25 protein-coding genes are annotated in these 26,592 nt (G+C 68.3%); 20 read left to right on the plus strand and 5 right to left on the minus strand.

The features are described 5' to 3' along the window. The first annotated feature begins 5 nt into the window (after positions 1–5). From AC07VX_RS19150 to AC07VX_RS19160, 3 genes are read left to right on the plus strand one after another with little or no spacing between them, the layout of a single operon-like run. Positions 6–962: a TRAP transporter substrate-binding protein gene (locus AC07VX_RS19150; protein ID WP_493165919.1), complete on the plus strand. Its 957-nt coding sequence runs from the start codon at positions 6–8 to the stop codon at positions 960–962. Continuing rightward, a complete protein-coding gene (locus AC07VX_RS19155; protein WP_493165918.1) occupies positions 959–1,453 on the plus strand; it encodes a TRAP transporter small permease in 495 nt (164 codons plus the stop codon). Before AC07VX_RS19150 ends, AC07VX_RS19155 begins: the two co-directional genes overlap by 4 nt. Beyond that, positions 1,453–2,748, plus strand: coding sequence for a TRAP transporter large permease (locus AC07VX_RS19160; protein ID WP_493165917.1), 1,296 nt, complete (start codon positions 1,453–1,455; stop codon positions 2,746–2,748). Before AC07VX_RS19155 ends, AC07VX_RS19160 begins: the two co-directional genes overlap by 1 nt. On the opposite strand, the gene AC07VX_RS19165 is transcribed toward AC07VX_RS19160, so the two are convergent. Further along, positions 2,745–3,500, minus strand: a complete 756-nt coding sequence (locus AC07VX_RS19165; RefSeq protein ID WP_493165916.1) for a substrate-binding periplasmic protein — start codon at positions 3,498–3,500, stop codon at positions 2,745–2,747. The two genes, AC07VX_RS19160 and AC07VX_RS19165, sit on opposite strands and share 4 nt — an antisense overlap. A gap of 73 nt (positions 3,501–3,573) precedes the next feature. Between AC07VX_RS19165 and AC07VX_RS19170 the strand changes: the two genes are divergently transcribed. The 4 genes from AC07VX_RS19170 (at position 3,574) to cutA (ending at position 5,805) form a co-directional block, all read left to right on the plus strand. Beyond that, positions 3,574–4,674, plus strand: a complete 1,101-nt coding sequence (locus tag AC07VX_RS19170; RefSeq protein ID WP_493165915.1) for a dienelactone hydrolase family protein — start codon at positions 3,574–3,576, stop codon at positions 4,672–4,674. A gap of 86 nt (positions 4,675–4,760) precedes the next feature. Beyond that, positions 4,761–5,075, plus strand: a complete 315-nt coding sequence (locus AC07VX_RS19175; protein ID WP_493165914.1) for a hypothetical protein — start codon at positions 4,761–4,763, stop codon at positions 5,073–5,075. Then, positions 5,072–5,494, plus strand: a complete 423-nt coding sequence (locus tag AC07VX_RS19180) for a GFA family protein (RefSeq protein WP_493165913.1) — start codon at positions 5,072–5,074, stop codon at positions 5,492–5,494. The genes AC07VX_RS19175 and AC07VX_RS19180 overlap by 4 nt, the downstream gene beginning before the upstream one ends. Further along, on the plus strand, positions 5,494–5,805 hold the full coding sequence (gene cutA / locus AC07VX_RS19185) for a divalent-cation tolerance protein CutA (RefSeq protein WP_493165912.1): 312 nt from the start codon (positions 5,494–5,496) through the stop codon (positions 5,803–5,805). Before AC07VX_RS19180 ends, cutA begins: the two co-directional genes overlap by 1 nt. A 2-nt stretch (positions 5,806–5,807) precedes the next feature. On the opposite strand, the gene AC07VX_RS19190 is transcribed toward cutA, so the two are convergent. The 4 genes from AC07VX_RS19190 to AC07VX_RS19205 form a co-directional block, all read right to left on the minus strand. Beyond that, complete coding sequence (locus AC07VX_RS19190) at positions 5,808–6,560, minus strand: rhamnogalacturonan acetylesterase (RefSeq protein WP_493165911.1); 753 nt, start codon at positions 6,558–6,560, stop codon at positions 5,808–5,810. A gap of 14 nt (positions 6,561–6,574) precedes the next feature. Then, a complete protein-coding gene (locus tag AC07VX_RS19195) occupies positions 6,575–9,382 on the minus strand; it encodes a pectinesterase family protein (protein ID WP_493165910.1) in 2,808 nt (935 codons plus the stop codon). Next, complete coding sequence (locus AC07VX_RS19200) at positions 9,379–9,948, minus strand: PEP-CTERM sorting domain-containing protein (protein WP_493165909.1); 570 nt, start codon at positions 9,946–9,948, stop codon at positions 9,379–9,381. Before AC07VX_RS19200 ends, AC07VX_RS19195 begins: the two co-directional genes overlap by 4 nt. A 131-nt stretch (positions 9,949–10,079) precedes the next feature. Then, positions 10,080–13,016 (minus strand): TonB-dependent receptor, encoded by a 2,937-nt coding sequence (locus tag AC07VX_RS19205; RefSeq protein ID WP_493165908.1) that lies wholly within the window; start codon positions 13,014–13,016, stop codon positions 10,080–10,082. 445 nt (positions 13,017–13,461) lie between these two features. Here AC07VX_RS19205 and kduD point away from each other — a divergent pair, with 445 nt between their 5' ends. The 13 genes from kduD to AC07VX_RS19270 all read left to right on the plus strand — a co-directional run bounded on the left by kduD (position 13,462) and on the right by AC07VX_RS19270 (position 26,519). Further along, positions 13,462–14,223 (plus strand): 2-dehydro-3-deoxy-D-gluconate 5-dehydrogenase KduD, encoded by a 762-nt coding sequence (gene kduD, locus AC07VX_RS19210; protein WP_493165907.1) that lies wholly within the window; start codon positions 13,462–13,464, stop codon positions 14,221–14,223. 63 nt (positions 14,224–14,286) lie between these two features. Continuing rightward, the gene (locus AC07VX_RS19215) at positions 14,287–15,174 is read left to right on the plus strand and encodes a carbohydrate ABC transporter permease (RefSeq protein WP_493165906.1); all 888 of its coding nucleotides are present in this window, start codon (positions 14,287–14,289) and stop codon (positions 15,172–15,174) included. A gap of 8 nt (positions 15,175–15,182) precedes the next feature. After that, a complete protein-coding gene (locus AC07VX_RS19220; protein ID WP_493183933.1) occupies positions 15,183–16,043 on the plus strand; it encodes a carbohydrate ABC transporter permease in 861 nt (286 codons plus the stop codon). Positions 16,044–16,047: 4 nt separating this feature from the next. Beyond that, positions 16,048–17,154 (plus strand): ABC transporter ATP-binding protein, encoded by a 1,107-nt coding sequence (locus AC07VX_RS19225; RefSeq protein WP_493165904.1) that lies wholly within the window; start codon positions 16,048–16,050, stop codon positions 17,152–17,154. Beyond that, entirely contained in the window at positions 17,151–18,440 is a 1,290-nt protein-coding gene (locus tag AC07VX_RS19230) for an ABC transporter substrate-binding protein (RefSeq protein ID WP_493165903.1), read from the plus strand. The genes AC07VX_RS19225 and AC07VX_RS19230 overlap by 4 nt, the downstream gene beginning before the upstream one ends. A 2-nt stretch (positions 18,441–18,442) precedes the next feature. Continuing rightward, a complete protein-coding gene (locus tag AC07VX_RS19235; RefSeq protein WP_493165902.1) occupies positions 18,443–19,609 on the plus strand; it encodes an oligogalacturonate lyase family protein in 1,167 nt (388 codons plus the stop codon). Next, positions 19,606–20,697 (plus strand): pectinesterase family protein, encoded by a 1,092-nt coding sequence (locus tag AC07VX_RS19240; protein ID WP_493165901.1) that lies wholly within the window; start codon positions 19,606–19,608, stop codon positions 20,695–20,697. Before AC07VX_RS19235 ends, AC07VX_RS19240 begins: the two co-directional genes overlap by 4 nt. Further along, on the plus strand, positions 20,694–21,947 hold the full coding sequence (locus tag AC07VX_RS19245) for a pectate lyase family protein (RefSeq protein ID WP_493165900.1): 1,254 nt from the start codon (positions 20,694–20,696) through the stop codon (positions 21,945–21,947). Before AC07VX_RS19240 ends, AC07VX_RS19245 begins: the two co-directional genes overlap by 4 nt. A 53-nt stretch (positions 21,948–22,000) precedes the next feature. After that, positions 22,001–22,807 (plus strand): DNA-binding transcriptional regulator KdgR, encoded by an 807-nt coding sequence (gene kdgR, locus AC07VX_RS19250; protein WP_493165899.1) that lies wholly within the window; start codon positions 22,001–22,003, stop codon positions 22,805–22,807. A gap of 89 nt (positions 22,808–22,896) precedes the next feature. After that, positions 22,897–23,916: an NADP-dependent oxidoreductase gene (locus tag AC07VX_RS19255; RefSeq protein WP_493165898.1), complete on the plus strand. Its 1,020-nt coding sequence runs from the start codon at positions 22,897–22,899 to the stop codon at positions 23,914–23,916. After that, positions 23,916–24,362: a GNAT family N-acetyltransferase gene (locus AC07VX_RS19260; RefSeq protein ID WP_493165897.1), complete on the plus strand. Its 447-nt coding sequence runs from the start codon at positions 23,916–23,918 to the stop codon at positions 24,360–24,362. The genes AC07VX_RS19255 and AC07VX_RS19260 overlap by 1 nt, the downstream gene beginning before the upstream one ends. Positions 24,363–24,364: 2 nt before the next feature. Beyond that, positions 24,365–25,249, plus strand: coding sequence for an SDR family oxidoreductase (locus AC07VX_RS19265; RefSeq protein WP_493165896.1), 885 nt, complete (start codon positions 24,365–24,367; stop codon positions 25,247–25,249). Positions 25,250–25,271: 22 nt separating this feature from the next. After that, positions 25,272–26,519: a TIGR03862 family flavoprotein gene (locus AC07VX_RS19270; protein ID WP_493165895.1), complete on the plus strand. Its 1,248-nt coding sequence runs from the start codon at positions 25,272–25,274 to the stop codon at positions 26,517–26,519. Positions 26,520–26,592 lie beyond the last annotated feature (73 nt).

Genomic DNA, 26,592 nt, shown 5'->3' on the forward strand with positions numbered 1-26,592 from the left:
AAGCCATGAAGTTCATCCCCCTCATTGCCGCCCTGCTGACGATTTCCGCCGCTCACGCCCTGGAGCTCAAGTCCGCCGACGTGCACAACAGCGACGACTACCCCACCGTCGCCGCCGTCAGGCACCTCGGCCAGCTGCTTGCCAAGAGCAGCGGCGGCGCGTTGACCGTCAAGGTTTTCAACAAGGGGGCCCTGGGCAGCGAGAAGGAGACCGTCGACCAGGTCAAGCTCGGCGCACTCGCGATGACGCGCGTCAACCTCGGCCAGCTCACCGCCATGTGCCCCCAGACTCTGGTGCCGGCCCTGCCCTTCCTGTTCCGCGACACGGCCCACATGCGCCGCGCCTACGACGGCGCACCGGGCGAGCAGATCCTCAAGGCCTGCGAGCACCAAGGCATGGTGGGCCTGGCCCTGTACGACTCCGGCGCCCGTTCGGTCTATGCCCGCAAGCCCGTCAAGACCCTGGCCGACATGAAGGGCCTGAAGATCCGCGTGCAGCAGACCGACCTGTGGGTGGCAGCGATGACGGCGCTGGGCGCGAACCCCTCACCCATGCCGATCGGCGAGGTCTACACCGGGCTCAAGACCGGCCTCATCGACGCGGCCGAGAACAACGTGCCCAGCTACGACGGCTTTCGCCACATGGAGGCGGCCAAGTTCTACAGCCGCACCGAGCACGCGATGACGCCCGAGGGCCTGTTCATCAGCAAGAAGATCTGGGACAAGCTGACGCCCGATCAGCAGAAGCAGCTGCGCGAGGCCGCCCGGGCCTCGGTGCCGGTGGAGCGCCAGCTCTGGGACGCCCAGGAGGCCAAGGCCCTGGCTGCGGCCAAGGCCGCCGGTGCGCAGTTCATCGACGTGGACCGCGAGGCCTTCCGCCAGGCCGTGCAGCCGGTGATCGCCAAGTTCGTCAACACCCCCGAGCTGCAGGCGCTGGTCAAGTCGATCCAGGACATCAAGTGAGCGCCTATACCCGACTCTGCGCGGCCCTGTCGCGCTGGTCGCTGCGAGCGGCGGTGCTGGGCCTGATCGTGCTCGTCGTCTGCGTGCAGTGGCAGGTGCTGGGGCGCTATCTGCTGAACGACTCGCCCACCTGGACCGAACCTTTCGCGCTGCTGCTGGTGCTCTACATCACGGCCCTGGCCGTGGCGGTGGGCGTGCGCGATGCTGGCCACCTGGGCATGGAGTCGCTTGTCGTGCTGCTGCCGAGGGGCGCGCAGCGCGTGGCGGAAGCCTTGATCCACCTCTGCGTGCTCGCCTTTGCCCTGTTGCTGGCCGTGGCCGGCTGGGAATGGCTGGCGCTGAAATGGGACGAGCCCAAGCCCATGCTGGGTGTTCCTGAAGGGCTGGACTATCTGCCGCTGGTCATCGCCGGCGTGCTCATCGTGCTGTTCTGCGTCGAGCACCTGATCGCGCTGTGGCGCGGCCAGGCCATCGAGGAGGCGGGGGTCTGATGGAGCTGTGGATCATGTGCGGCAGCTTCGTGCTGCTGCTGTTGCTGGGCGTGCCGGTGGCCTTTGCCATCGGTCTGTCCTCCGTCGCCACCGCCTTCGCGGCCGACCTGCCCATGGCCATCGTCTTCCAGAAGATGGTGGGCGGCATGCAGGTGTTCTCTTTCCTCGCCATTCCGTTCTTCATCTTCGCCGGCGAGTTGATGCTGCACGGCGGCATCGCCGAGCGCATCGTCAACTTCGCCAACCGGCTGGTGGGCCATGTGCGCGGCGGCCTCGGCATGAGCAATGTGCTGGGCTGCACGCTGTTCGGTGGCGTGGCCGGCTCGCCGCTGGCGGACGTGTCGGCCATGGGCTCGGTGATGATCCCGCTGATGAAGCGCGAGGGCTACGACGCCGACTACGCTGTCAACGTCACGACGCATGCCGCGCTGGTGGGCGCGCTGATGCCCACCTCGCACAACCTCATCATCTATGTGCTGGCCACGGCCGGCATCGCGGCGGTCAGCGTGTTCAACCTCATCCTGGCCTGCCTCATCCCGGCGCTGCTGCTGACGCTGTCCAACCTCGCGGCGGCCTACGCTGTGGCGGTGAAGCGCGGCTACCCCACGCATGGGGCCTTCCCCGGCTGGCAGGCCGTCTTCGCAGCCCTCGTGGCGGCGCTGCCCGGGCTGTTCGTCATCGTCATCATCCTGGGCGGCATCCTGAGCGGCGTGTTCACGGCCACCGAGTCGGCGGCCACCGCCGTCTGCTGGGCGCTGATCGTCACGGGTCTGGTCTACCGGTCCCTGTCCTGGCGCGGCTTTCTCGAAGCCTGCGCGAAGGCCTGCAAGACGACGGGCGTGGTGCTGCTGCTGATCGGCATCTCGGCCGCCTTCGGCTACTTCATGGCGCTGTACGAGGTGCCGCAGAAGACCGGCGACTGGCTGCAGGCCCTCAGCGGCAACCGCCCCTGGGCCATCTTCCTGTGGGTGAACGTGCTGCTGTTCCTGCTCGGCACCTTCCTGGACATGGCGGCCACCATCCTCATCTGCACGCCCATCTTCCTGCCCATCTGCATGAAGGCCGGCATGGACCCGACGCAGTTCGGCGTCGTCATGCTGCTGAACTGCGCCCTGGGCCTGAACACGCCGCCCGTGGGCAGCACGCAGTTCGTCGGCTGCGCGATCGGCGGCGTCAGCGTCGGCCAGGTGATGCGATCCATCGCGCCGTTCTACGGCGCGCTGCTGGCCACCCTGCTGGCCGTCACCTATTTCCCGGCGCTGTCGATGGCGCTGCCGGCATGGGTGGGCGGCTAGAGCCCCGGGTAATGGGCCATCGCCTGCGCCCACTCCGCCGACTGGCGGGCGCGCAGCAGGCCCTGGTTGAGGCGCTGCATCAGCTCCGGCCGCTGCTCCAGCGTGCGCCGCGACACCAACAGGTGCACGGGGCTGACCGCCAGCTCCAGTGCAACGACAACGGCCTCGCCGGGTGCATTGGCCGCGCGGTACAGCACGGTCACCGGATCGTCGATGACGTAATCGACCCGACGGCCGCGCAGCGCCGACAGCGACAGGTCGTTGGCATGCAGCGGCACCACCAGGCGCTGCAGTTCGGGGTCGTCCAGTTCGCGCTGGACAACCGCCGGGAAGACCACGCCGCGGATCCTGCCGATCCGCACGGGACGCCCCCTGAGCTCGGCCAGCCGCGCCGGTGCGGGTGTACCCACCAGTGCCATCAGCGCCACCCGCTCCTGGCGGTAGGGCTGGGTGTAGTCGGCAAAGCCCAGGCGGTCCGGCGTGTAGGTGGCCGCGGTCATCACGTCGAGCTGGCCCAGCATCAGGTCCGACAGCTGCCGCGCCCAGGGCATGCGCAACCACGCCAGGCGTTCGCCGCCAAAGCGGGCCACGAGGTTCAGCAGCTCCACGTCCAGGCCGACCGGGCCGTCGGCGCCGACGCGCTGGAAAGGCGGATAGTCGCCCCAGCCGACGCGCAGCGGCTCCCGCCCGCCCGCCACTGCCCAGCCGCCGCCCAGCGGCAGCGTCAGGGCAGCACGACGACTCAGGCGCATTGCAGGGCTGTTCCGGACGGATCGGGTGCACCGACTCTGGCACAGCTGCAACACGCTCGCATCCCCACTGACCATGAGCACTGAACGCCGCCGTCTGCTGGCCGCCCTGGCCTTGGCGCCATGGGCCGCCCGCGCCGACAGCCTGGACGCCGCGCTGGCCCGGCTGCAGCAGCGCTGGCGCCCGCGCCTGGCCTGGCGACCCGACCCGGGCTGGCGCGCCGAGGCGCTGGCCACAGCAAGGCGGCTGATGCTGCAGCCAGGCGACGACGGCAGCGACCTCGCCACCGAGCCGCTCGCCGAGGAAGACCGCGGCAGCCACACCGCGCGGGCGCTGACGCTGCGCGGCGCACTCGGCGAACGCGTGCCGGCCCTGTACCTGCGGCCCAAAGGCCCGGGCCCTCATCCCGCCGTCCTCGCCCTGCACGACCACGGCGCACGCTTCGACATCGGCAAGGAAAAACTCGTCCGCCCACTGGCTTCGGCCGGCCCGGCGCTGCAGGAGTCCGCCCAGGCCTGGGCGCTGCGCTATTTCGGTGGCGTCTTCGTCGGCGACACGCTGGTGCAGGCCGGCTTCGCGGTCCTGGCCATCGACGCCCTCGGCTGGGGCGAGCGCAGCCGCCCCGGCTTCGCTCGCGACGACCAGCAGGCCCTGGCCAATCACCTGCTGCAGCTGGGCCACAGCTGGGCGGGCCTCATCGCCAGCGACGACCTGCGCTCGCACCGCTGGCTGCGCGAGCGGCCGGAGGTCGACGCCGGGCGCGTGGCCGTGCTGGGCTTCTCGATGGGCGCCTTCCGCGCCTGGCAGCTTGCGGCCGTCTGCGAAGAGGTCTCGGCCTGCGTCGCCGCGCACTGGATGTGCACGCGCGACGGGCTGCTGCGGCCGGGCGAGCACACGCTGGTCGGGCAGTCGGCGTTCAGCATGGCGCACCCGGGGCTGGCAGCGGTGCTGGATCACCCCGACGTGGCGGCCCTGATCGCGCCCAGGCCGCTGATGATGTTCGGTTCGCAGGAGGACAGGCTGTTTCCGTGGGACGCCGTGCAACGGGCCTGGCGCCAGTTGGGCCAGGCCTGGCCTGCCGGCAGCGCCCTGAGCCTGAACGCCACGGCAGGAGGCCATCGTTTCGACGCCGGGCAGCAGGCGGCCGCCACAGCCTGGCTGGCTGCGCGGCGCTGACGACCGCGGGGTCCCCACAAGCGCGATGGTTTTTCGTGCGCCGCTGCGCCACACTCGGCGGACACAGCGCCCCGTCCGTCGCCACCATGAACGAACTCCTCGCCGCCTTCCGCTACACGACCAACAACTACGCCCAGATCGAGAAGAGCAGGCAGTGCGGCTGCTGCAACTGCGTGGAGCTCTTCAAGCCCGACGAGATCGTCGGCTGGACGGGGCTGGACATGCACAACATGGAAGACCCCAAGGCTATCAGCCAGCAGACGGCCATGTGCCCGCGCTGTGGCAGCGAAGCCGTGCTGGGCGACGGCTGCGGCTTTCCCGTCAATGCCCACTTCCTGGCGCGCATGAACGAGGCCTGGTTCCAGCGCACGATGATCCACCGGCCGGCGGCGAAGAAGTGAGCACGCCCGGCCCGGCGCTGACCGGCCGCTGCCTGTGCGGCGCCGTGCGCTACGCGTCGACCGGCCCGGCCCTGTTCTCGGTGGTCTGCCACTGCCGCGACTGCCAACGTGCCTCGGGCAGCGGCGGCGTGCCCGTGCTGGGCGTGCCCAAGCCCTCCTTCAGCTGCACCGGGCCGGTGAAGCAGTCGCGCATCACCGGCGGCAGCGGCCTGCCCGCCGTGCGCAACTTCTGCGCCGACTGCGGCAGCCTGTTGTTCGGCACGCCGGAGTCGGCGCCAGAGATCATCACGATCTACGCCGGCAGCCTGGACGACACGGCCGGGTTCAAGCCGACCGACGCCCTCTTCGCCAGCCAGCGCCCGCCATGGGCCAGGCTCGCCCTGCCCCTGGCCGAGCACGCCGGGATGCCGGAGCATTGATGGACCTGCTGGCGGTCTTCACGACGGTGGCGACTCAGCAGCAGGCCGATGCCCTGGCCCGCGACGCCGTCGAGCAGCGCCTGGCCGCCTGCGTACAGACGGAGGCCATCCGCAGCACCTATCGTTGGCAGGACGAGGTCGTCTGCGAGGACGAGGTGAGGCTGATGCTCAAGACCGACCGGACGCATGGCCCGGCCCTGGAAGCGCGGCTGCGCGAGCTGCACCCCTACGAGCTGCCTGCGATCTTCGCGCTGCCCGTCGTCGGCGCCACGGCCGAGTACGCCGCCTGGGTGCGCGAGTCGCTAGGCTGAGCTCAGGACCTGAGCGTCTTCGCGCCGGCCAGCTCCGGTCTGAGCTTGATCAAACCCTCCATCACCTGCTCCGAGAACAGCGCGGCGCCCTTGGGCCCGAGGTGGGTGCGGTCGAAGCGCGGCGGCGCCTCGGCCAGCGTATCGGCTCCAGCCTGGCCCATGGCGGCCACCGCAGCATGGCTGACGGCGTTCAGGTCCAGCACCGGCACACCCTGCTCCGCGCCCACCCTGAGGACGGCCTCGGCCCAGGGGCGCAGGTCGTTGGGCAGTTCGCCCTCCTTGAAGGTGCGGCGCGTCAGCGGCGTGACCAGCACGACCTCGGCACCGGCCGCTCGCACGTCCTTCACGTAGCCGGCCATGTTGGGACCGAACTCGGTGGCGAGATCGGTCGAGCGGCCAGGCTTGCCCGGCTGGTCGTTGTGGCCGAACTGGATCAGCACCAGCGTCTTTTGCCTGGCCGGCCCACCCTCGTTCAGCAGCGCCAGCACCGTGGTCCACAGCCCCTCGGCGCGAAAGCTCATGCTGGAGCGGCCACCACGCGCGAGGTTGATGCAGGCGACCTGCTGGAAGCGGGCGCACAGCGCGTTGCCGTAGCCGCTGCGTGGCGCCATCGTGGAGTCGCCGACAAGGATGAGGCGCGGGCCGGTGGCAACGTTGGTCGCGGTCTCGCCCTTGGGCGCAGACGCAGCGGGTGGCGGTGTCTGGGCCGTGGCACAGGCGGCCAGCAGAGCGGCCAGGAGGGTGAGTCGTTTCATGGCAGTGTCAACTCTCAGGGCGCAGGCACCCAGCCGCCGGGCGCGCCGGTGGCGATGGTGGAGTTCTGGAAGATCTCGGCGCGGGTCGTCAGGCCGGCAGCCGAGCCGAGCGGCTTGGCGAGCTGGACGCTGGTGGCCACGTTGGCGACCTTGACCGAGGCGACACCCAGCCGCGCGCTGACATCCAGCGGCGCGCCGCCCGCGTCCATGCTGCCGAACTCGCGCCAGCCGACCGTGTCGGTCGTGCCGCCATCGGCCGTGCCGGCCCAGGAGGGCGGGTTGCTGCCGCAGCTGCCCGTGCCCACGCCGGTCTTGCTCGTGCCCGTGCCCACGCACCAGCCCGCGGGCAGGATGTGGACGCCCATCTTCGTGTTCACGAAGGCGATGTGGTCGATGTAGCTCGTGGACGTGGTGCCGCCGCTGCGGGCCAGGTAGGCCTGGGTGACGGTGGGGTCGGCGGTCAGCGCGCTGTTCAGGAAGACAAAACCCTTGTCGCCCGCCGTGGCGCGCGATTGCAGGACGAAGCCTGCCGAGCTGCTGGCTGTATCGGCCACGGAGCGGATCTCGCATTCCTCGAACAGGCTGGCCATCACGCTGCCCCAGATGAAGTCGACGTTGCCGGCGACCAGCGACTGGTAGAACCAGCTGTAGCCCTTGAGCTGCAGCGTGTCCTGCTGGCTGTAGAAATTCATCTGCCGGGCCACCAGCCGTGCGGCCGCGGCCGTCGTGCCGGTGTTGAAGTAGATCGCTTCGGCCTGGTTGTCCCAGCTGGTGCTGCGCACGTGGGGGTTCTGCAGCGTGAAGTTCGTCAGCGTCAGCAGGTCGGACGTCTCGACGAGCAGCGAGGCCCGCCCGCCGCCGAGCACGCGGTGGCCCAGCGTCTTGCCCGAGGTGCTGAGCGCCGTGCCGGCCGCGGCGCTGCTGGCACCGCTGCCCGAGTTCAGCGACTCGAAGTTCACGTCGCCCACCACCACGCCGTCGCGGCTCGCGCCGACGATGCTCAGGTTGGAGACCTTGCGCAGGATGTTCAGCTCGGGGTAGCTGCCATTGGCGATGCTGATGGTCTTGGGCGTGGTGACCGTGTTGCAGCCGTTGGCAGCCGGACTGTTCGTCGAGCAGTTCTTCATGATCCAGTTCAGCGCGCCCTGCAGCGTGCGGAAGTCGGCCGTCGTGCCGCTGTCGTCCACGCTGACGCTGGTGAAGCTGGCCGGTGCGGCGCGGGTCGTGAAGGTCCAGCCGTCGGCCTTGCTGACGCCGGCGAAGGCCGCACCCTTGATGGTGCCGGTGAGCACCGGGGCGTCCATCGTCACGTAGTACGCCGTGCCGAAGTCCAGCTTGTTGCTGTGCAGCTTGACCGAGGCCGTGCTGCCCTTGACGCTGACCGGGCGGTACCAGACGTAGCGCGCAAAGGTGGCGCCGTCGGGCATGGCGCCCAGACCCAGCGCGTCGATCTCGAGGTTGGTGCGGGCCAGCACGGCCTGCGTGTCGGTGGACGACGGTGCATTGCTCAGGTCGATGCTGTCCACCAGCACGTCGTCGCTGACTCGGTAGACGTAGACCTTGCCACTGTTGCCGATGGCCGGCGGCGCATCGAAGGACAGCGAAACGCGCGTGTCGATGGGCACGCCGGTCTCGTTGGCGGCGGGCGACCGGGTGCCGGCCACGTCCGACACATTGCCGCTGCCGCTGATCTGCGTCGTGATCTTGCCGGCGCCGGCCAGCGCCATCGCGTTGGCCTTCACCAGCGCGACGGGCCGCGGCTTGAAGGCGTAGCCCGGCGTGAAAGCCGCGCCCGCCGCCACGCTGCAGGCGCCTAAGGCGCCGCCGTTGAGCAGCGAGCCACTGTCCTGGAAAACGCCCGTGTGGTCGCTGCTCGGGTAGGTGACGACGCTGTCGCAGCCCGTCGCACCGTCGACGGAGAAGACGTTGGCATGCGACAGGATGTTGGCCTGCTTGCCCGCGCCGATGCTGTAGCTGTGCGGATAGGGGCTGGCCGTCTTGCTGCCGATGAAGACGTTGTTGAAGACATGCACCTGGCCGAAACGCACGCGCGGCACGCGCTGGGTCACGCCGTTGAAGACGTTGTTGGCGAAGGTGATGCGCAGCTTGCCGGCGTCGCTGGTCAGGCTGTCGGAGCCACCGATCAGCATGGTCTTGTCGTGCTGCGTGACGACGTTGTAGGAGACGGTGATGAGGTCGGCGCCCTTGGTGATGTCGATGGCGCCGTCGTGGCACTGCTTGGTCTTGCCGTTCTCAACGGGCAGCGTGTCGTCGGTGACGGGGGCGTCGGTGATGGTGTTGCGGTCGATCCAGACCTGGGTGGCCGTGACGATGCCGATGGCGTCGAACTGCGAGTTCCAGTTGCCGGTGGCACCGTCGGTCGGGTCCCAGACGGGACCGACGTCGCAGGGCGCGACAAGGTGCAGGTTGCGCACGATGACCTGGCTGACGCCGGTGATGTCGATCCAGGCGTTGACGAAGCCGGCGCCGGGGCCTTCGCCGATCAGCGTGGTGTTGCTCGTCAGCTTGACGCGCGCCCTCACCTTCTGGTCGGCCGTGCTCGCGAACGGTGCGCCCTCGGTCATGTCGATGGTGCCGGCCACCTTGATGATCTTGGCGTTGTTGCCCGCGTTGGCCAGCGCGTTCAGCAGCTCCGCGCGGTTGTGCACGGTGTAGATGTGCTCGGGCGTGGCGGCGCTGCCGCCCACGGTGCCGGCGCCCCAGCCGTCGGCGGGCGCCGTCTGCAGGGCGGCGTCGAGAGCGTGGGCCTGCAGGCTGAAGGCCAGCAGCGCAGCGATGCTAAAGGGCTTGAGGAGGCTCATGCGGCTCTCCTCATGCGACGCAGGGCCACCAGGCCAAGGCCGGCGCCCAGCAACGCCAGGCTGGCGGGCTCGGGCACGGCACTGACGGCGAGCCGGGTCGTGAAGCTGCCGTACTCGCCCGTGAAGCTGAGGTTGTTCAGCGTCAGGCTGACGCTGCTGGGGCCGACGAGCTGCAGGCCCACAGTGCCACCGCTGACGCCGTCCATGTCCAGCGGCGCGAAGCCGGTGACCGGGGCGGCCAGGCCGGCGAAGGTGAACGTGAATGTGTAGCTACCGACCAGCGTGGCGGCGGCGCTGTTGTTCCAGACCTGTACGCGGCCGTCGGCGAAGAAGTCGACGGCGACATTGGCATCAGCGGTGATGAACTCTAGGTCGGCCGGGGCAAGCGCCGTCGTGTTGCTGCCGGGTTCGTCGGCGAAGCCGTGGTCCAGGCCCAGCAGCGAGCTGCTCGCGCCGCTGACGATGCCGGTGATGAGGGTGCCGGCAGGCAGCGGGTCCGCTGCCTGGGCGGAGGTGGCGGCCAGCCATGCGGCAGCTGCGACCACCAGGGTCCTGTGGGTCTTCATGGTTTGTCTCCGTGGTGAGGTCTGGCGCGCCAGGACGGCGGCCGACGCTTCTGTCGGGGGCTGAAGACCTGCAGGGTCCGTCGAGCGAAGAAGAGCGCGGACGGCAGGTCCGCGCTCTTGCCATCAAGGGGTCAGAACTTGTAGCGGCCGCCGATGATGAACTCGCGGCCGGTGTAGTTGTTGACGACGACGTTGTTCATCGCGCGGGAGATGAACTGGTCGTTGGGCTGGTTGGTCAGGTTGGTGGCCTCGAAGGTCAGCTGCAGCTGCTTGTTGACCTGGTAGCCCATCGACAGGTCGACGTTGAAGGTCTTGTTCTTGCCCGCCACGTCCTGGTTGTTGCCAGCCGGGATGGTGGTCAGGAAGGCCGAGCGCGCCGAGGTGGAGACGCGGCCGCTGAGGGTGCCGTCGTCGTAGTAGACGGACAGGTTCCAGGAGCGCGGCGACAGGTTGACGAGGTCTTCCGTGACGGTGCCCGCACCGACGGCTGCCGACAGCACGTAGTCCATCTTGGACTTGACCTGCGTGTAGTTGGCCAGCAGGCCAAAGTTCTTGCCCCAGCCCGGCAGGAAGCTGAAGGGCTGCTGGATGTTGATCTCGAAGCCCGTCAGCTTGCCGCCCTGGGTGTTGACCGGCGCGCTGACGAGGAAGATCTCGTCGCCCGTGAAGTTGCTCGGCAGCAGCGACATCGGCAGGCCGGTCTGGTTGTAGGGCACGTTGCGACCCTGCGTCAACACATAGCTCTTGATGTCCTTCTGGAACAGGCCCAGGCCGATGAAGGCGTTCTTCGAGTGGTACCACTCGCCGCTGAGGTCGAAGGTGGTGGCACGGAAGGGGTCCAGCGCCGGATTGCCGCCGGTGTAGCTCAGCGTGCCGGTGGTGGACAGCGTGCCGCCCGGGTTGAGGTTCTGCAGCGGCGGGCGCGACATGACCTTGGCCGCCGCGGCGCGCAGGATCAGGTCCTTGGTCAGGTTGACGGCGATGTTGGCCGAGGGCAGCCAGTCGTTGTAGTCGCGCGTGGCGGTGACGGCGCTGCCGCCGCCGGTGGCCAGATAGCCGCTGGCGACGATGGCCGTCTTCACGTAGCGGGTGCCGAGGTTGCCGCGCACGGGCATGCCGCCCAGGCGAGTCTCGAAGTCGGCCATCAGCCAGGTGCCGGTGTCGGTTTCCTGGATGGCACGGTTGCCGCCGCGGGCGTTGCCGTTGGTGATGGAGGTCAGCGTGTAGTCGCCGGGACCACCGGCCGGGCCGGTCTTCAGGCAGTTGCAGTAGATGTCATAGGCCTTGGCGATGGCGTCCAGATTGGGGATGACCCAGGACGTGACCGAGCCGGCAGGCAGGCTCTGGCCCTTGCCGAAGCCCGACAGCGTCGTCACCAGCGTGGAGGCGTCGACGCCGGCGGGCAGCGTGTTCATCGTCTCGACGGTGCGGCGGATGTCGAAGCTGGTGAACTTGAACTGCTTGTAGCTGACGCCGCCCTTCAGCGTCAGCACGTCGGGGATGACTTCCCAGGCCACGTCGGCGGTGGCGACGTCCTGGCGGTTGGTCACGCCGTTGGGGCGGATGCGGACCTCGCTGGGCGTGAAGTTGGCAATGCTGGTGGCGCCCACCGGCACGCCGTAGATCTTCAGGCCGCTGGCGTCGCCGGTGTTGAGGTTGCCATAGCTGATGAGCGGGGCGCGGTCGTCGCCGCGCGCGTCGTAAACATAGCCATTGACGTTGGGCGCATCCAGCGTCGTCGTGGTCTGGATGGGGTTGTTGAACTTGGACTTGGCGCGGCCACCGCGCACGGTGAGCTTGAGGGTGTCGGTGATGTCCTGCTCAACGGTCAGCGTGGGCTGCGTGAACTCGGTGCTGAGCTTGTCGAAGCGCGACTCGGAACGGATGTCCACGCCGTTGAACTTGCCGTAGACCATCTGGCCGCTGGGCGCGAACTGGGCTTCCAGCACGCTGGTCTGCTGCTTGCCGCCGGCCGACAGCGCGCGGCTGAAGGAGATGGCTTCGAGGAAGTCTTCCTGGCGGGTGGCATCCAGCTTGGAGTACAGCATGTCGAAGGTGACCAGCATGCTGTCGGCCGGGCGCACCTGGATGGAGCCGGTCAGGCCCGTGCGCTCCTGGTCGTGCGTGAGACGGCCGTAGCGCGGCAGGCGCGGGTGGAAGTTGGTGGCCTTGCTGGCCTCGGTGTAGGCGGCCAGGTTCTCCGGCGTGTTGGGCAGGCGGGCCACGCCCTGGGCGGCCGGGCCGCAAGTGGTGGCGGTGGAGCCGGTGGGCAGGTTGGTCGTCACGCCCTGGGGCGGGCACCAGCCGCTGAACGTGTTGCCGCTGGACGGTCCGTTGTCCCAGCGCACGGTGCTGAAGCCTTCCTCGTAGACCTGGCGCTTGGAATAGGCGCCCGACAGCAGCACGCCGATCTTCTTGTCGGCAAAGGTGTTGGAGATCAGGAAGGCCGCCTTGGGCGTGGTCTTGCCGCGGATGTCGTTGTAGGTGCCCTTCACCGACACGGCGGCCGCAAAGTTCTTCAGGTCGAAGGGACGGGCCGTCTGCAGGTCGATGGTGGCGCCGAGCGAGCCTTCGTCCACATCAGCCGAGCTGCTCTTGCGCACGGTCAGCGAGTTGAAGAGGTCGGCGGCGAAGACGTTGAAGTCGAAGGCGCGGGTACGGTTGGCGCCGCCGGAGCTGTCGGTGCCACCGGTGGTGGCCAGGGCCTCGATGCCGTTGATGCGGGTGCGCGCGAAGTCGCCGCCCAGGCCGCGCACGGTGATGTTGCGGCCTTCGCCGGCGTCGCGGTCGATGACGACGCCCGGGATGCGCTGCAGCGATTCGGCCAGGTTGGTGTCCGGGAACTTGCCCATGTCCTCGGCCTTGATGACATCGACGATGCCCTTGTCCTGGCGCTTGGCGTTCAGCGCGCTCTCCAGCGAGGCGCGGATGCCGGTGACGGTCACCGTCTCCAGCTGGGCGGAAGCTGCTGGTGCGGTCTGCGCCCAGGCGGGCGCAGCGACGACCAGCGTGACGGCCAGCGCCACCGGGCGCAGGGCAAGGCGGTGGGAAGGACGGAATGAGGGCATGGGTGTCTCCTGGTGCTAGGCCGTCTGAGCGCCGTTGGCGCCGAGGGCTCTCGGGTTATGCGAGGCGATGGATCCCGGGCGCACGCAGGGCACCCGTCAATTTCTAGACCGGCGACGCTGCAGTGCGAGCGCCGGTTCTTGTCGCCGGCGACTTCAGCATGTCGCCGCGACGAGGGAAAAACTGGTCAGCCAGCAGGACGCCACCACCGAGGGAAAACCGCTCATGACGGTGCGTTCTTGTCTGGCTTGTGGACGATGATAGGTCGAAGATGCGAAAATCGGAACATCGGTTCACTAATTAGAAACCATGATTCCGCAACACTTGTGGCGTGACTAAAGTCGCCTCATCGGAAAAAGTGGAACTGCGTTTCAACTGAACCCCCACCCCCGCGGGCGCCCAGCGATCCAGCCTGCGCAACCGGTGCCCCGCACCTTGGACAAAGACATGGTTCTTCAAAACTTCAACCTGGCCGGCAAGACCGCCATCGTGACCGGCTGCAACACGGGCCTGGGCCAGGGCATGGCGCTGGCACTGGCGCAGGCAGGCGCCGACATCGTCGGCGTCAACGTCTCCGAGCCCGACGAGACCAAGGCCGCCGTCGAGGCCCTGGGCCGGCGTTTTCTGGACCTGCGCGCCAACCTGGGCGACGTCAGCTGCATCCCCGACCTGGTGGCGCAAGCCAAGGCGCTGAACGGCGAGGTGCACATCCTCGTGAACAACGCCGGCATCATTCGCCGCGAGGACGCCATCAAGTTCTCGGAAGCCGACTGGGATGACGTGATGGATCTGAACCTGAAGTCGGTGTTCTTCCTGTCGCAGGCGGTGGCCAAGGTCTTCATGGCCCAGGGCAAGGGCGGCAAGATCGTCAACATCGCGTCCATGTTGAGCTTCCAGGGCGGCATCCGCGTGCCTTCCTACACCGCCAGCAAGAGCGGCGTCATGGGCATCACGCGGCTGATGGCCAACGAGTGGGCCTCGCACGGCATCAACGTGAACGCCATCGCCCCGGGCTATATGGCCACCAACAACACCGCCCAGCTGCGTGCCGACGAACAGCGCAACAGCGCCATCCTTGAGCGCATCCCGGCCGGCCGCTGGGGCAAGCCCGAGGACCTGGCCGGCCCGGTGGTGTTCCTGGCCTCCACCGCATCTGACTACGTCAACGGCTACACCATCGCCGTGGACGGCGGCTGGCTGGCACGATAAGCAATACGAGGCCCGCCAGAAGGCGGGCCCGGTGAAAACAGGCCTCGGAGGAGACACCGGGCGATGTACGAGAACAAAAAGCTGGGCTTCATGTTCGTCCTGCCATTCGTGCTGGGCGTGCTGCTGTTCAAGCTCTTCCCCTTCGTGATGAGCTTCGCGCTCAGCTTCACGCAGTACGACCTGATCGACCCGCCCGAGTGGGTCGGCATGCGGAACTACGAGGAGATGCTGACCGGCGACCCGCTGTTCCGCAAATCCCTCGGCGTGACGCTGACCTTCGCGCTGCTGGCGGTTCCGCTGCGCGTCGGCTTCGCCCTCGTCGTGGCCCAGGTACTGAACTTCCGTCTCAAGGGCATCAACGCCTTCCGCGCCGCCTTCTACATCCCGTCCATCCTGGGCGGCTCCATCGCCGTGGCAGTGCTGTGGCGCTTCGTGTTCGCCAAGTACGGGCTGGTCAACATCATCCTGGGCAAGCTCGGCTTCGAGCCCATCCCCTGGCTGGCCGACGAGCACTACTCGATGTGGACCATCGTGCTGCTGTTCACCTGGCAGTTCGGTTCGGCCTGCGTCATCTTCCTGGCCGCGCTGCAGAACGTGCCCAAGTCGCTCTACGAAGCCGCCGAGATCGACGGCGCCAGCGTCAACCAGCAGTTCTGGAAGATCACCGTGCCGCTGATCACGCCGGTCATCTTCTTCAACATGATCATGCAGATGGTCCACGCCTTCCAGGAGTTCAACGGGCCCTACCTGATCACCGAGGGCGGCCCGCTGCACTCCACCTATGTGCTGGCCCTCTACATCTACGACCAGAGCTTTCGCTTCTTCAATCTCGGCTATGGCGCGGCGCTGAGCTGGGTGCTGTTCGCCCTGGTCGCGGGCCTGGCTGCGATCTCCTTCTGGAGCAGCAAGTACTGGGTGTTCTACGCCGGTGAGAAGGAGAGCAGGAAGTGAGCGCCGCCGTGGAAATCCAAGAACCGGCCGTCGGCAGCGACGGCAAGACGCCCTGGCTGCGCTACCTGCTGCTGGCCGCCACGGCCATCGTCATGCTGTATCCGCTGCTGTGGCTGGTCGGCGCGTCCTTCAAGAGCAACAGCGAGATCTTTACGTCGGCCGGCTTCTGGCCGTCCAAGTTCTCCCTTGACGCCTACGCGAAGGGCTGGAAGACCAGCACCGAGTACACCTTCGCGACCTATTTCTTGAACAGCTTCCTCATCACCATCCCGCGCATCATCGTGACGGTGATCTCCTGCGTGCTGGTGGCCTATGCCTTCGCCCGCTTCGAGTTCTGGGGCAAGAAGATCCTGTTCAGCATCATGGTCGGCACGATGATGCTGCCGCTGATCGTGCTGCGCCTGCCGCAATACCTGGTCTTTCGCGAGCTGGGCTGGCTGGACAGCTACCTGCCCTTGATCGTGCCGTCGGCCTTCGCCACCGACACCTTCTTCGTCTTCATGCTGGTGCAGTTCCTGCGCGGCATCCCGCGGGACATGGAAGAGGCCGCACTGATCGACGGCTGCAACGCGCTGCAGCTGCTCTGGCACATCATCGTGCCCCTGCTCAAGCCTGCCATCATCAGCGTCATCGTCTTCCAGTTCATCTGGACGATGAACGACTTCATGGGCCCGCTGATCTACCTCGCCTCGGTCGAGAAGTACCCGGTCAGCCTCGCGCTCAAGATGAGCATCGGTGCCACCGAGGAGGTCGAGTGGGCCAACGTCATCGCCATCTCGGTCGTCGCGCTGATCCCCTCCGTCGCAGTGTTCTTCGCGGCACAAAAACATTTCATCGAAGGCGCCACCTCCAGTGGCGTGAAGGGATAAGGCCGTGGCCGCTGTTTCCTTGCGCAAGGTCGAGAAGACCTACCCCAATGGTTTCAAGGCCGTGCACGGCGTCGACCTCGACGTGCGTGACGGCGAGTTCATGGTCTTCGTCGGCCCCTCGGGCTGCGCCAAGTCCACGCTGCTGCGCATGGTGGCGGGGCTGGAGTCCATCAGCGGCGGCGAGCTCAACATCGGTGGCCGCACCGTCAACGACCTGCCGCCCAAGGCGCGCGGCATCGCGATGGTGTTCCAGAACTACGCGCTCTACCCGCACATGACGGTCTACGACAACCTCGCCTTCGGCCTGAAGCTGGCCAAGACAGGCAAGGCCGAGCTGGACCAGCGCGTGCGCCACGCCGCCAGGCTGCTGGAGATGGAGCACCTGCTGGAGCGCTACCCCAAGCAGCTGTCCGGCGGCCAGGCCCAGCGCGTGGCCGTGGGCCGGGCCATCGTCAAGAAGCCCGAGGTCTTCCTCTTCGACGAGCCTCTGTCCAATCTTGACGCCAAGCTGCGCGCCGCCATGCGCGTGCGCCTGACCGAGCTGCACCGCAGCCTGCGCGATGCCGGTCAGCCGGCCACCACCATCTACGTCACGCACGACCAGACCGAAGCCATGACCATGGGCGAGCGCATCTGCGTGCTCAAGGCCGGCGTCATCCAGCAGGTCGATACACCCACGGCGCTGTACGACCGCCCGGCCAACGCCTTCGTGGCCAGCTTCATCGGCTCACCGGAGATGAACATCGTGCCCGCCCAGCTGCGCGAGGGTGCGGTGGAACTTGGCGGCGTGCGCCTGCCCCTGCCGGCAGGTCGCTTCAAGCCACACGCCGACGGCGCCGCGCAGTTCGGCCTGCGCCCCGAGCACATCGGCCTGCAGCCCAAGTCGGGCAGCCTGCCGGTGCAGGCAACGCTCAAGTTCTGCGAGAACATGGGCGCCGAGGTCTTCGCCTACTTCGACGTCGGTGGCGTGGCCTTCAGTGCCCGCGTGCCCGCCGAGGAAGGTACGGCCCTGACCACCCTGCCCCGCGGCTCGGCGCTCGCTCTGCATTTCCAGATGGCGCACGCCCACCTCTTCGTGGCGGACGACCACGGCGCGAGTCTGTTGGCATGACGATCCGTCGCCGCCTCGTCCTCGCCAGCGGCGCCGCACTGGCTGCGCCCTTCGTCCACGCGCAGGAGCGGCCCGTGCTGCGCTTTGCCTGGTGGGGTGGCGCCAGCCGCCACCAGGCCACGCTGGCCGCGCTCAAGGTCTTCGAGCAGCGCCATGGCGTGCGCGTGAAGGCCGAGTACATGGGCTTCAACGGCTATCTGGAGCGGCTGACGACCCAGATCGCCGGCCGCTCCGAGCCCGACGTCATGCAGATCAACTGGGCGTGGCTGGCCATGTTCAGCAAACGCGGCAACGGCTTCACCGATCTGAACGGGCTGGCCAAGGACCTGGCGCTGGACCAGTTCACCGAGGACGACCTCGCCTACGGCCGCGTGCAGGGCAAGCTCAACGCGCTGCCCACGTCCTTCAGCGCGCGCATCTTCCTGTGGAACCAGACGGCCTTCGGCCGCGCCGGCGTCAAGCTGCCCGAGACCTGGGACGAGCTCTTCGCCACCGGCCCCGCCTTCCGCTCCAGGCTCGGCGACAACGCCTACCCGCTGGACGGCGAGCTGTACGACATGATCCTGCTGTCGCAGAGCTACATCCAGCAGCGCCATGGCACGCCCTTCGTCGACCCGGCCAGGCCGCAGGTGGCGATGAGCGCCGCCGCGGCTCTGGAATGGGTGCAGACCTACAAGCGCGTCATCGCCCAGCATGTGGCCACACCGCTGCCGTTGCGTGCCAGCCTCGGCGGCGCCGAGAAGCCCACCGAGCAGCAGCCCGACTGGGTCGCCGGCCGCTGGGCGGGCAACTACACCTGGGACTCGGTCATCGGCCTGCGCGGCTCCACGCTCGCCCCGGGCGAGAAGCTGGCCCTGGGCGCCTTCCCGACGCTGCCCGGAGCCAGGGAGAGCGGCCTCTTCGGGCGCCCCACGGTGATGTACACGATCGGGCGCAACTGCAGGCAGCCCGAGCTGGCGGCCAAGCTGATGAACTTCCTGCTGACCGACCCCGAGGCCGCACGCATCCTCGGCCGCACGCGCGGCTTGCCCAGCGCCAAGGGCGCACTGGCCGTGCTGCAGAAGGCCGGCGGCCTGCCACCGCTGGAACTCGCCGCGCACGACCAGATCCAGGCCCAGCGCGACGCCGGCCGGCTGATCCGCCCCGCGCCGCTGTTCGAGCACGCCCGCTTCCAGAAATTCATGCGCGAGGTCTTCGAGACCGTCGCCTACAACAAGACCACCGAGGCCGAAGCTGCACGCCGCCTCGTCGATGAGGGCAATGCCCTGCTGCAGAGGATCCAATAGCCATGAAGTCCACCGAACGCAAGTTTGAATTCCTCACGCGCGAGGACCCAGACACCGGCGCCCGCGTCACGCGGCTGACGCCGCCCGACGTCACCTGCCATCGCAACTACTTCTACCAGAAGTGCTTCACGAACCACGGCTCCAAGCTGATGTTCGGCGGCGAGTTCGGCCCGGAACCCAGCCCGAACTGGAACCTGCACCTGCTGGACCTGCCCTCGCAGACGGCCATCCAGCTGACCGAGGGCGCACGCGAGAACACCTTCGGCGCCTTCATGAGCCCGGATGACCGATTCGTCTACTTCGTGCGCGGCGACCGCAACCTCATCCGCCTGGAACTGGCCACGCTCAAGGAGGAGGTCGCCTACGTCGTGCCCGAGGGCTGGGTGGGCTACGGCACCTGGGTCGCCAACAGCGCCTGCACCAAGATGGTCGGCATCGAGATCGCCGCCGCCGACTGGTTCCCGCTGAACACCTGGCAGAAGTTCAACGAGATGTTCCACAAGAAGCCGCTGTGCCGGCTGTTCAGCGTGGACCTGGCGACCGGCAAGCGCACGGTCATCCTCGAGCAGCGCGGCTGGCTGGGCCATCCGCAGTACCGCCCGTTCGATGACAACACCGTCGCCTACTGCCACGAGGGCCCGCACGACCTCATCGACGCGCGCATGTGGTTCATCAACGAGGATGGCACCAACCGCCGCTGCGGCAAGGAACACGGCGCCGGCGAGAGCTGCACGCACGAGTTCTGGGTGCCGGACGGCAGCGCCATGATCTACGTCAGCTACAACGAGAGCTCGCCCGAGCGCTGGATCTACAGCCTGGACCCGGTGACGCTGGAGAACAGGCTGCTGACTGCCATGCCGCAGTGCTCGCACCTGATGAGCAACTTTGATGGCACGCTGATCGTCGGCGACGGCTGCGGCAAGGCCAGCAGCGGTGACGCCAGCAACGAAATGCTGGTGGGCGACCCCTATCTTCACCTCTTCGACCTGAAGGCCGGCACCACCCGCCCCATCGCCCGCCACGACAGCGGCTGGGATGTCTACAAGGACAGCCGCCAGGTCACCCATCCCCACCCCAGCTTCACGCCCGACGAGAAGCAGGTGCTGTTCAGCTGCGACAAGGAGCGCGCGAACGGCGTCGAACCGGCCCTCTACCTGGCCGATCTGTGAAGCTCGCGCTGGCCACTGCCTTGCTGCTGGTCGCCAGCGTGAGCCAGGCCCAGACCCGCCCCCAGCTCACGCCGGAACAGGCCAGTGCGCACACGGTGGCCGCCTACCTCGGCGATTGGCAGCCCGCGCCGCTGGCCGATCTGGCCGCGGCGCCGCCGGACTTCGTCGTCAGACCCGGCGACTCGGTCCAGGCCGCCATCGACAAGGTGCCGGCAGACGGCACGAAACGCTGGGTCATCCACATCCAGCCCGGCAGCTACCGCGGCCCCGTCTGCATCAAGGACAAGGCACCCATCGCCCTCATCGGCTCGGCGCTGGACGCCGCCGCCGTCGTGCTGGTGGACAACCGCTTCGCCGGCAGGCCCAAGGCCGAGAACGAACCCGCCCACCCCTGCTGGCCCGAACTGGGCAAGACCACCATTGGCACCAGTGGCAGCACCTCCATGCTGGTGCAGAGCAACGACGTGCAGCTCATCTCGCTGACCATCGCCAACGACGCGATGGACGGGGTGCGCCGCGGCGAGGCCTACCCGCCAGGCGTCGGCGAGAGCGGCGGGGCCCAGGCCGTGGCACTGACGCTGGCCGGCGACCGCATCCAGCTGGACAACGTGCGCCTGCTGGGCCACCAGGACACGCTCTACGCCAAGCGCCGCGCACCCGAGGCGCCAGCCCGCCAGCTGATCCGTCACAGCCTCATCGCCGGCGACGTGGACTTCATCTTCGGCAACGCCGTGCTGGTCATTGAGCACTCCACCATCCTGACCCGCGCCAACCGCCGAACTCCCGGCCACGGCGGCATCATCCTCGCGCCCAGCACCGCCCCAGATGTGGCGCAGGGCTTCCTTGTCGCGCACAGCCGCCTGATCGGCGAGCCGGGCATCGCCCACGGCGCCACATCCATCGGCCGCGCCTGGGATGCGGGCGTAAGAGCCGGCACCTGGCAGGCGGGCGCGAGCCCCAACGGCGTGGCCGTCGTGCGCGACAGCGAGATCGGCGCCCACGTCGGCCCCTGGTCGGCCAGCACCTCGCGCCGCCCCTTCGACGCGGCCTCCAACCGCTTGAACGAGTTCAACAACAACCGCCCATGAAACGCCGCCACGTCTTCGCCCTCGCCGGCCTGCCCATCCTTGGTGGCTGCGCCAGCACGCCGCATGCGCCCGCCGAAGACGCCGGCGGCTGGGCCGGAGTCGGGGCCACCACCGGTGGCCCCAAGGCCATTCCCGAGCACATCTTCGACGTGCGCGACCGCGCCGGCCTGGACGCCGCGCTGCGCATCGGCGACAAGCCGAAGATCATCCGCGTCCACAAGTTCATCGATCTCTGCCCCGGCGGCGTCGAAGCCTTCCGCGACCCCGAATTCAACTTCGACGCCTTCGACCGCGCCTATGACCCCGCCACCTGGGGCCGCGACGACCCGACCGGCCCGCTGGAGGCCGCCCGCAAGCGCTCGGCCAAACGCCAGGCCGAGGTCTCGGTCGTGCGCCTGCCCTCCAACACCACGCTGATCGGCGCCGCGCCGGGCGCCGGCTTCCAGCACGGCATGGTGCTGCTGGACAAGGTCAGCAACATCGTCGTCCGCGACCTGCGCTTCTCCGACGCGTACGACCATTTCCCCGAATGGCAGCCGCGCGACAACGGCCACGGCGAATGGAACTCGGAGTACGACGGCCTGTCGCTGCGCGGCGCCGACCGCGTCTGGGTGGACCATTGCCATTTCGACGACGGCAACCGACCCGACAAGCTCGAGCCCATCCGCCTCGGCCAGCGCGTGCAGCACCACGACGGCCTGCTCGACATCACCAACCAGAGCGATCTCGTCACCGTGTCCTGGTGCCGCTTCCAGGCCCACGACAAGACCATGCTCATCGGCAGCAGCGACAGCAAGACCGCCGACGAGGGCCGGCTGCGCGTGACCCTGCATCACAACCACTTCCATGCCTGCAAGGAGCGCACGCCACGCGTGCGCTTCGGCCGCGTGCATGTCGCGAGCAACCTCTTCAGCGCCGACCGCGCCGAGGACTTCGGCTATTCCCTGGGCGTGGGCATCCAGTCGCACCTGTTCAGCGAGAACAACCGCTGGGAGCTGCCCGCCGAGATCACTGCCGACCGCCTGATTCGCCGCCTCAAGGGCAGCGCCTTCCAGGACCGTGGCAGCCGGCTCAACGGTCGTCCCGTCGACATCCTCGCCGCCTGGCACGCCGCCCATCCGGGAGAGACACTCTCCGCCGACGTCGGCTGGCGCCCGGAAGAGGCCTACGACACCACTGGCCTTCAACCCGCCGATCCCGATCGTCTTGCTGAGCGAATTCGCGCCGGCGTGGGGCCCCGCCGGGCCTGAGTGAGAATCCGCTTCTGCATATCCTGGAACAAGCGTCCGAAAGAATCAGAACGATGGATGAAGACACTGGTGATTCGAAGCAGCCGGAATCGGTTGCCGCGGTACTGAAGGTGTTCGCCATCCTGAACGCCCTGGGCGAGCGCAGTGACATCGGTATCACCGACCTGTCGGTGCGCCTGGCCATGCCCAAGGCCACGGTCTACCGCTTCCTGCAGACCATGAAGAGCCTGGGCTATGTGCGCCAGGAGGCCGACAGCGAGCGCTACGGCCTGGCCATGCGCATGTTCGAGATCGGCGCCAAGGCCCTGCCTTCGCCCGATCTTGTCGAGCTGGCCAAGCACCCGATGCAGATGCTGGCGGACGCCACCGGCGAGACCGTCCACCTGGGCAGCCTCATCGACAGCGAGATCATCTACATCCACAAGGTCGACTCGCGCCACATGCTGGGCATGTACTCGCGCGTCGGCCGCCGCGCGCCGCTGCATTGCACGGCCATCGGCAAGGTGCTGATGGCCTGGGAGCACCCCGAGCGCCGTGACCGCATCCTGGACGGTGCCGAGTTCAAGCGCTTCCGCGACAAGACCATCACCGACAGGACCGCCTTCCTGGCGGAACTGGCACAGGTGCGCGCCCAGGGCTTCGGCGAGGACCGCGAGGAATTCGACGATCACATCCGCTGCCTGGGTGTGCCCATCTTCGACCGCCTGGGCCAGCCCATCGCGGGCATGAGCGTGTCTTTCCCCACCTTCCGCTTCGACGTCGAGAAGGCGCCCGAAATCGTCAGGCAGCTGCAGACCGCCAGCCGCGACATCTCGGAGAAGCTGGGCTGCACCAACTACCCGATCAAGATCGGGGCCTGAGGCCGGCCCCTAAAAGTCTGTCGCCCCTGGGACGCAGGGGCCTGCGCTGGGATGCTTCAATGCCGGCTGTTGTTTTCACCAGCAGCCCCATGAGCATCCTCAATCGCCAGATCGTCCTCGCCTCCCGCCCCAAGGGTGAGGTCAAGCCCGACAACTTCCGCCTCGTCGAAGCGCCGCTGGCGCCGCTGGCCGATGGCCAGGTGCGCGTGCGCAACCATTTCCTCAGCCTCGACCCGTACATGCGCGGCCGCATGAACGACAGCAAGAGCTATGCGGCCTCGCAGGCCATCGACGAGGTCATGATCGGCGGCACGGTCGGCGAGGTGGTCGAGTCGAAGAACGCCAACTTCGCCGTCGGCGACAAGGTCGTCGGCATGGGTGGCTGGCAGGAGTACCAGACCGTGGACGCCAGCCAGCGCGGCGTGCTGCAGAAGGCCGACACGACGCACATCCCTCTGTCCGCCTACCTCGGCGCCGTCGGCATGCCCGGCGTGACGGCCTGGTACGGCCTCGTGAAGATCATCAACCCCAAGGCCGGTGAGACGGTCGTCGTCAGCGCCGCAAGCGGCGCGGTCGGCAGCGTCGTCGGCCAGCTCGCCAAGGCCCGCGGCTGCCGCGTGGTCGGCCTGGCCGGCGGTGCCGACAAGTGCGCCTACGTCGTCAATGAACTGGGCTTCGACGCCTGCATCGACTACAAGCAGCATCCCGACGTGAAGTCGCTGTCCGCCGCGCTGAAGGCCGAGTGCCCCAACGGCATCGACGGCTACTTCGAGAACGTCGGCGGCATGATCCTGGATGCCGTGCTGCTGCGCGCCAATGCCTTCAGCCGCATCGCCATGTGCGGCATGATTTCCGGCTACGACGGCCAGCCCATCCCGATGGCCGCGCCGCAGCTCATCCTCGTCAACCGCATGAAGGTCGAGGGTTTCATCGTGTCCGAGCACATGGAAGTCTGGCCCGAGGCGCTGAAGGAGCTGGGCGGCATGGTGGCCGCCGGCAAGCTCAAGTTCCGCGAGTCCGTCGCCGAAGGCATCACCAGCGCACCCGAGGCCTTCATGGGCCTGCTCAAGGGCAGGAACTTCGGCAAGCAGCTGGTGAAATTGATCTGATGCGCTGGACCTGCGTCCCGTTCAAGGCGCTGAACGTCGAGCAGCTCTACGACGTGCTGGCCCTGCGCTGCGAGGTCTTCGTCGTCGAGCAGCATTGCGTCTTCCTCGACATCGACGGCCTGGACCGCCAGACCTGGCACCTGCTGGGCCATGGCGATGACGGCCGGCTGCAGGCCTATCTGCGCCTGATCCCGCCGGGCTTGAAGGGTGCCGATGCCCTCATCGGCCGCGTCGTCACGGCGCCCGCCGCCCGCGGCGGTGGCACCGGTCGCCAGCTGATGGCCGAGGCCCTCGTGCAGTGCGAGCGCCTGTGGCCGCGCCAACCGATCACGCTGCACGCACAAGCCCATCTGGAGCGCTTCTACGCCAGCTTCGGCTTCATGCCGGTCGGCGAGCAATACATGGAAGACGGCATCGCGCATATCGAGATGCACAAGGAGACATGAGCATGAAGAAAACCGCCGTCATCACCGGCGCCGGCTCCGGCTTCGGCCTGGAGGCCGCCCGCATCGCCGCCCAGCGCGGCATGAACCTGGTCCTCGTCGACGTGCAGGCCGATGCACTCGACAAAGCGGTGGCCGAGTTCAAGGACGTCGAGGTGCTGTCCCGCATCGTCGACGTGGCCAAGGCCGACCAGATGGAGGCACTGGCCGCCGCCGTGCAGGAGCGTTTCGGCGCGCCGCACTTCGTCTTCAACAACGCGGGCGTCGGCTCCGGCGGCCTGGTCTGGGAAAACGCCCTCAGCGACTGGGACTGGGTCATGGGCGTCAACGTGATGGGTGTCGTGCATGGCGTGCGCCTGTTCACGCCCATGATGCTGGCCGCAGCCAAGGCCGACCCGTCGTACTCGGGCCATATCGTCAACACGGCGTCCATGGCCGGCCTGCTGGTGCCGCCCGTCTCCGGCGTGTACAACGTCAGCAAGGCCGCCGTGGTCGCGCTCACCGAAACGCTGCATCACGACCTCGCCCTGGTCACGGAGCAGGTCCATGCCTCGGTGCTCTGCCCTTTCTACGTGCCCACCGGCATCAGCCAGAGCCAGCGCAACCGCCCCGGCGACCTGCCCGGTGGCAAGCCGACCGTCAGCCAGATCGTCTCGCAGGCCCAGACGGACAAGGCAGTGTCCTCGGGCAAGCTGACGGCGGCCGACGTGGCGGCCATGGTGTTCGACGCCATCGACCACAACAAGTTCTGGATCTTCAGCCACCCCAAGGCCCTGGCCGGCGTGCAGACGCGGATGGAAGACGCCATGCTGCAACGCAACCCCACCGACCCCTACGCCGCCCGGCCGGACATCGGCGAGGCGCTGAAGGCCAAGCTGCGCGCTGAATAAGGCGGCAGAGACAATCGGGGGCATGAGTTCCCCTGATTCCATTGCCATCATCGGCGGCGGCCCCGCCGGCCTGATGGCGGCCGAGGTGCTGGCCGCGGCCGGTCACACCGTCACCGTCTTCGACGCCAAGCCCAGCGTCGGCCGCAAGTTCCTGCTGGCCGGCAAGGGTGGCCTGAACCTGACCCACTCCGAGCCCTTCGAGCCCTTCGTCGGCCGCTTTGGCGCGCGCGCGGCACAGATCGCGCCGCTGCTGCGCAGCTTCGATGCCGACGCGTTGCGCACCTGGGCCGCAGGGCTCGGCGTGCAGACCTTCGTCGGCACCTCGGGCCGCGTCTTCCCCACCGACCTGAAGGCAGCGCCGCTGCTGCGCGCCTGGCTGCACCGCCTGCGTGCGGCCGGCGTGAAGTTCGCGATGCGCCATCGCTGGACGGGCTGGGCCGAGGACGGTGCGCTGCGCTTCGAGACGCCCGATGGCGAGCGTCTCGTGCAGCCTCAAGCCACGCTGCTGGCCCTCGGTGGCGCCTCCTGGCCGCAGCTGGGCTCCGACGGCGCCTGGGCGCCCTGGCTCGCCGCGCAAGGCGTTGACGTCGCGCCGCTGCAGCCCGCCAACTGCGGCTTCGACGTCGGCCCGACGGCCGCGCACGCGGGCAGCCCGGGCTGGAGCGAGCGCTTCGCCACCGAGTTCGCAGGCCAGCCGGTCAAGCCCGTGGCGCTGGAGACGGCAGGCTTTGCCAGCCGCCCCGGCGAGTTCGTCGTCACGGCCACGGGCATCGAGGGCTCCCTCGTCTATGCGGCCAGCGCCATGTTGCGCGAGCAGATCTCGCGCGACGGCCATGCCACGCTGCACCTCGACCTGCTGCCACAGCTGGCGCCCGAGCGCGTGCTCGCCGAGGTGAAGCACCCACGCGGCAGCCGCTCGCTGTCCTCCCACCTGAAGAGCCGCCTGCATCTGGGCCCGCTGAAGATGGGCCTGCTGCACGAGCTGCTGACGCGTGAGCAGATGCTCGACGCCGCCACGCTGGCTGCGGCGCTGAAGCGCCTGCCGCTGACGCTGCATGCCGCGCGGCCGGTGGCCGAGGCGATCAGCACGGCCGGCGGCGTGCGCTTCGAAGCGCTGACCGACGGCCTGATGCTCAAGACCCTGCCCGGCGTCTTCTGCGCCGGTGAGATGCTGGATTGGGAGGCGCCGACCGGCGGCTACCTGCTGAGTGCCAGCATGGCCAGCGGCCGCGTCGCAGCCCAGGGTCTGAGCGACTGGCTGGACCACTGACGAAGCCTTGATCGGTGCCTGCGCACCCGGTCCGGGGTTTCTGGTGCCGCCGCTTTGGCAAAATGCAGGCATC

It is taken from the genome of Roseateles sp. GW821-FHT03B02, assembly GCF_059421025.1.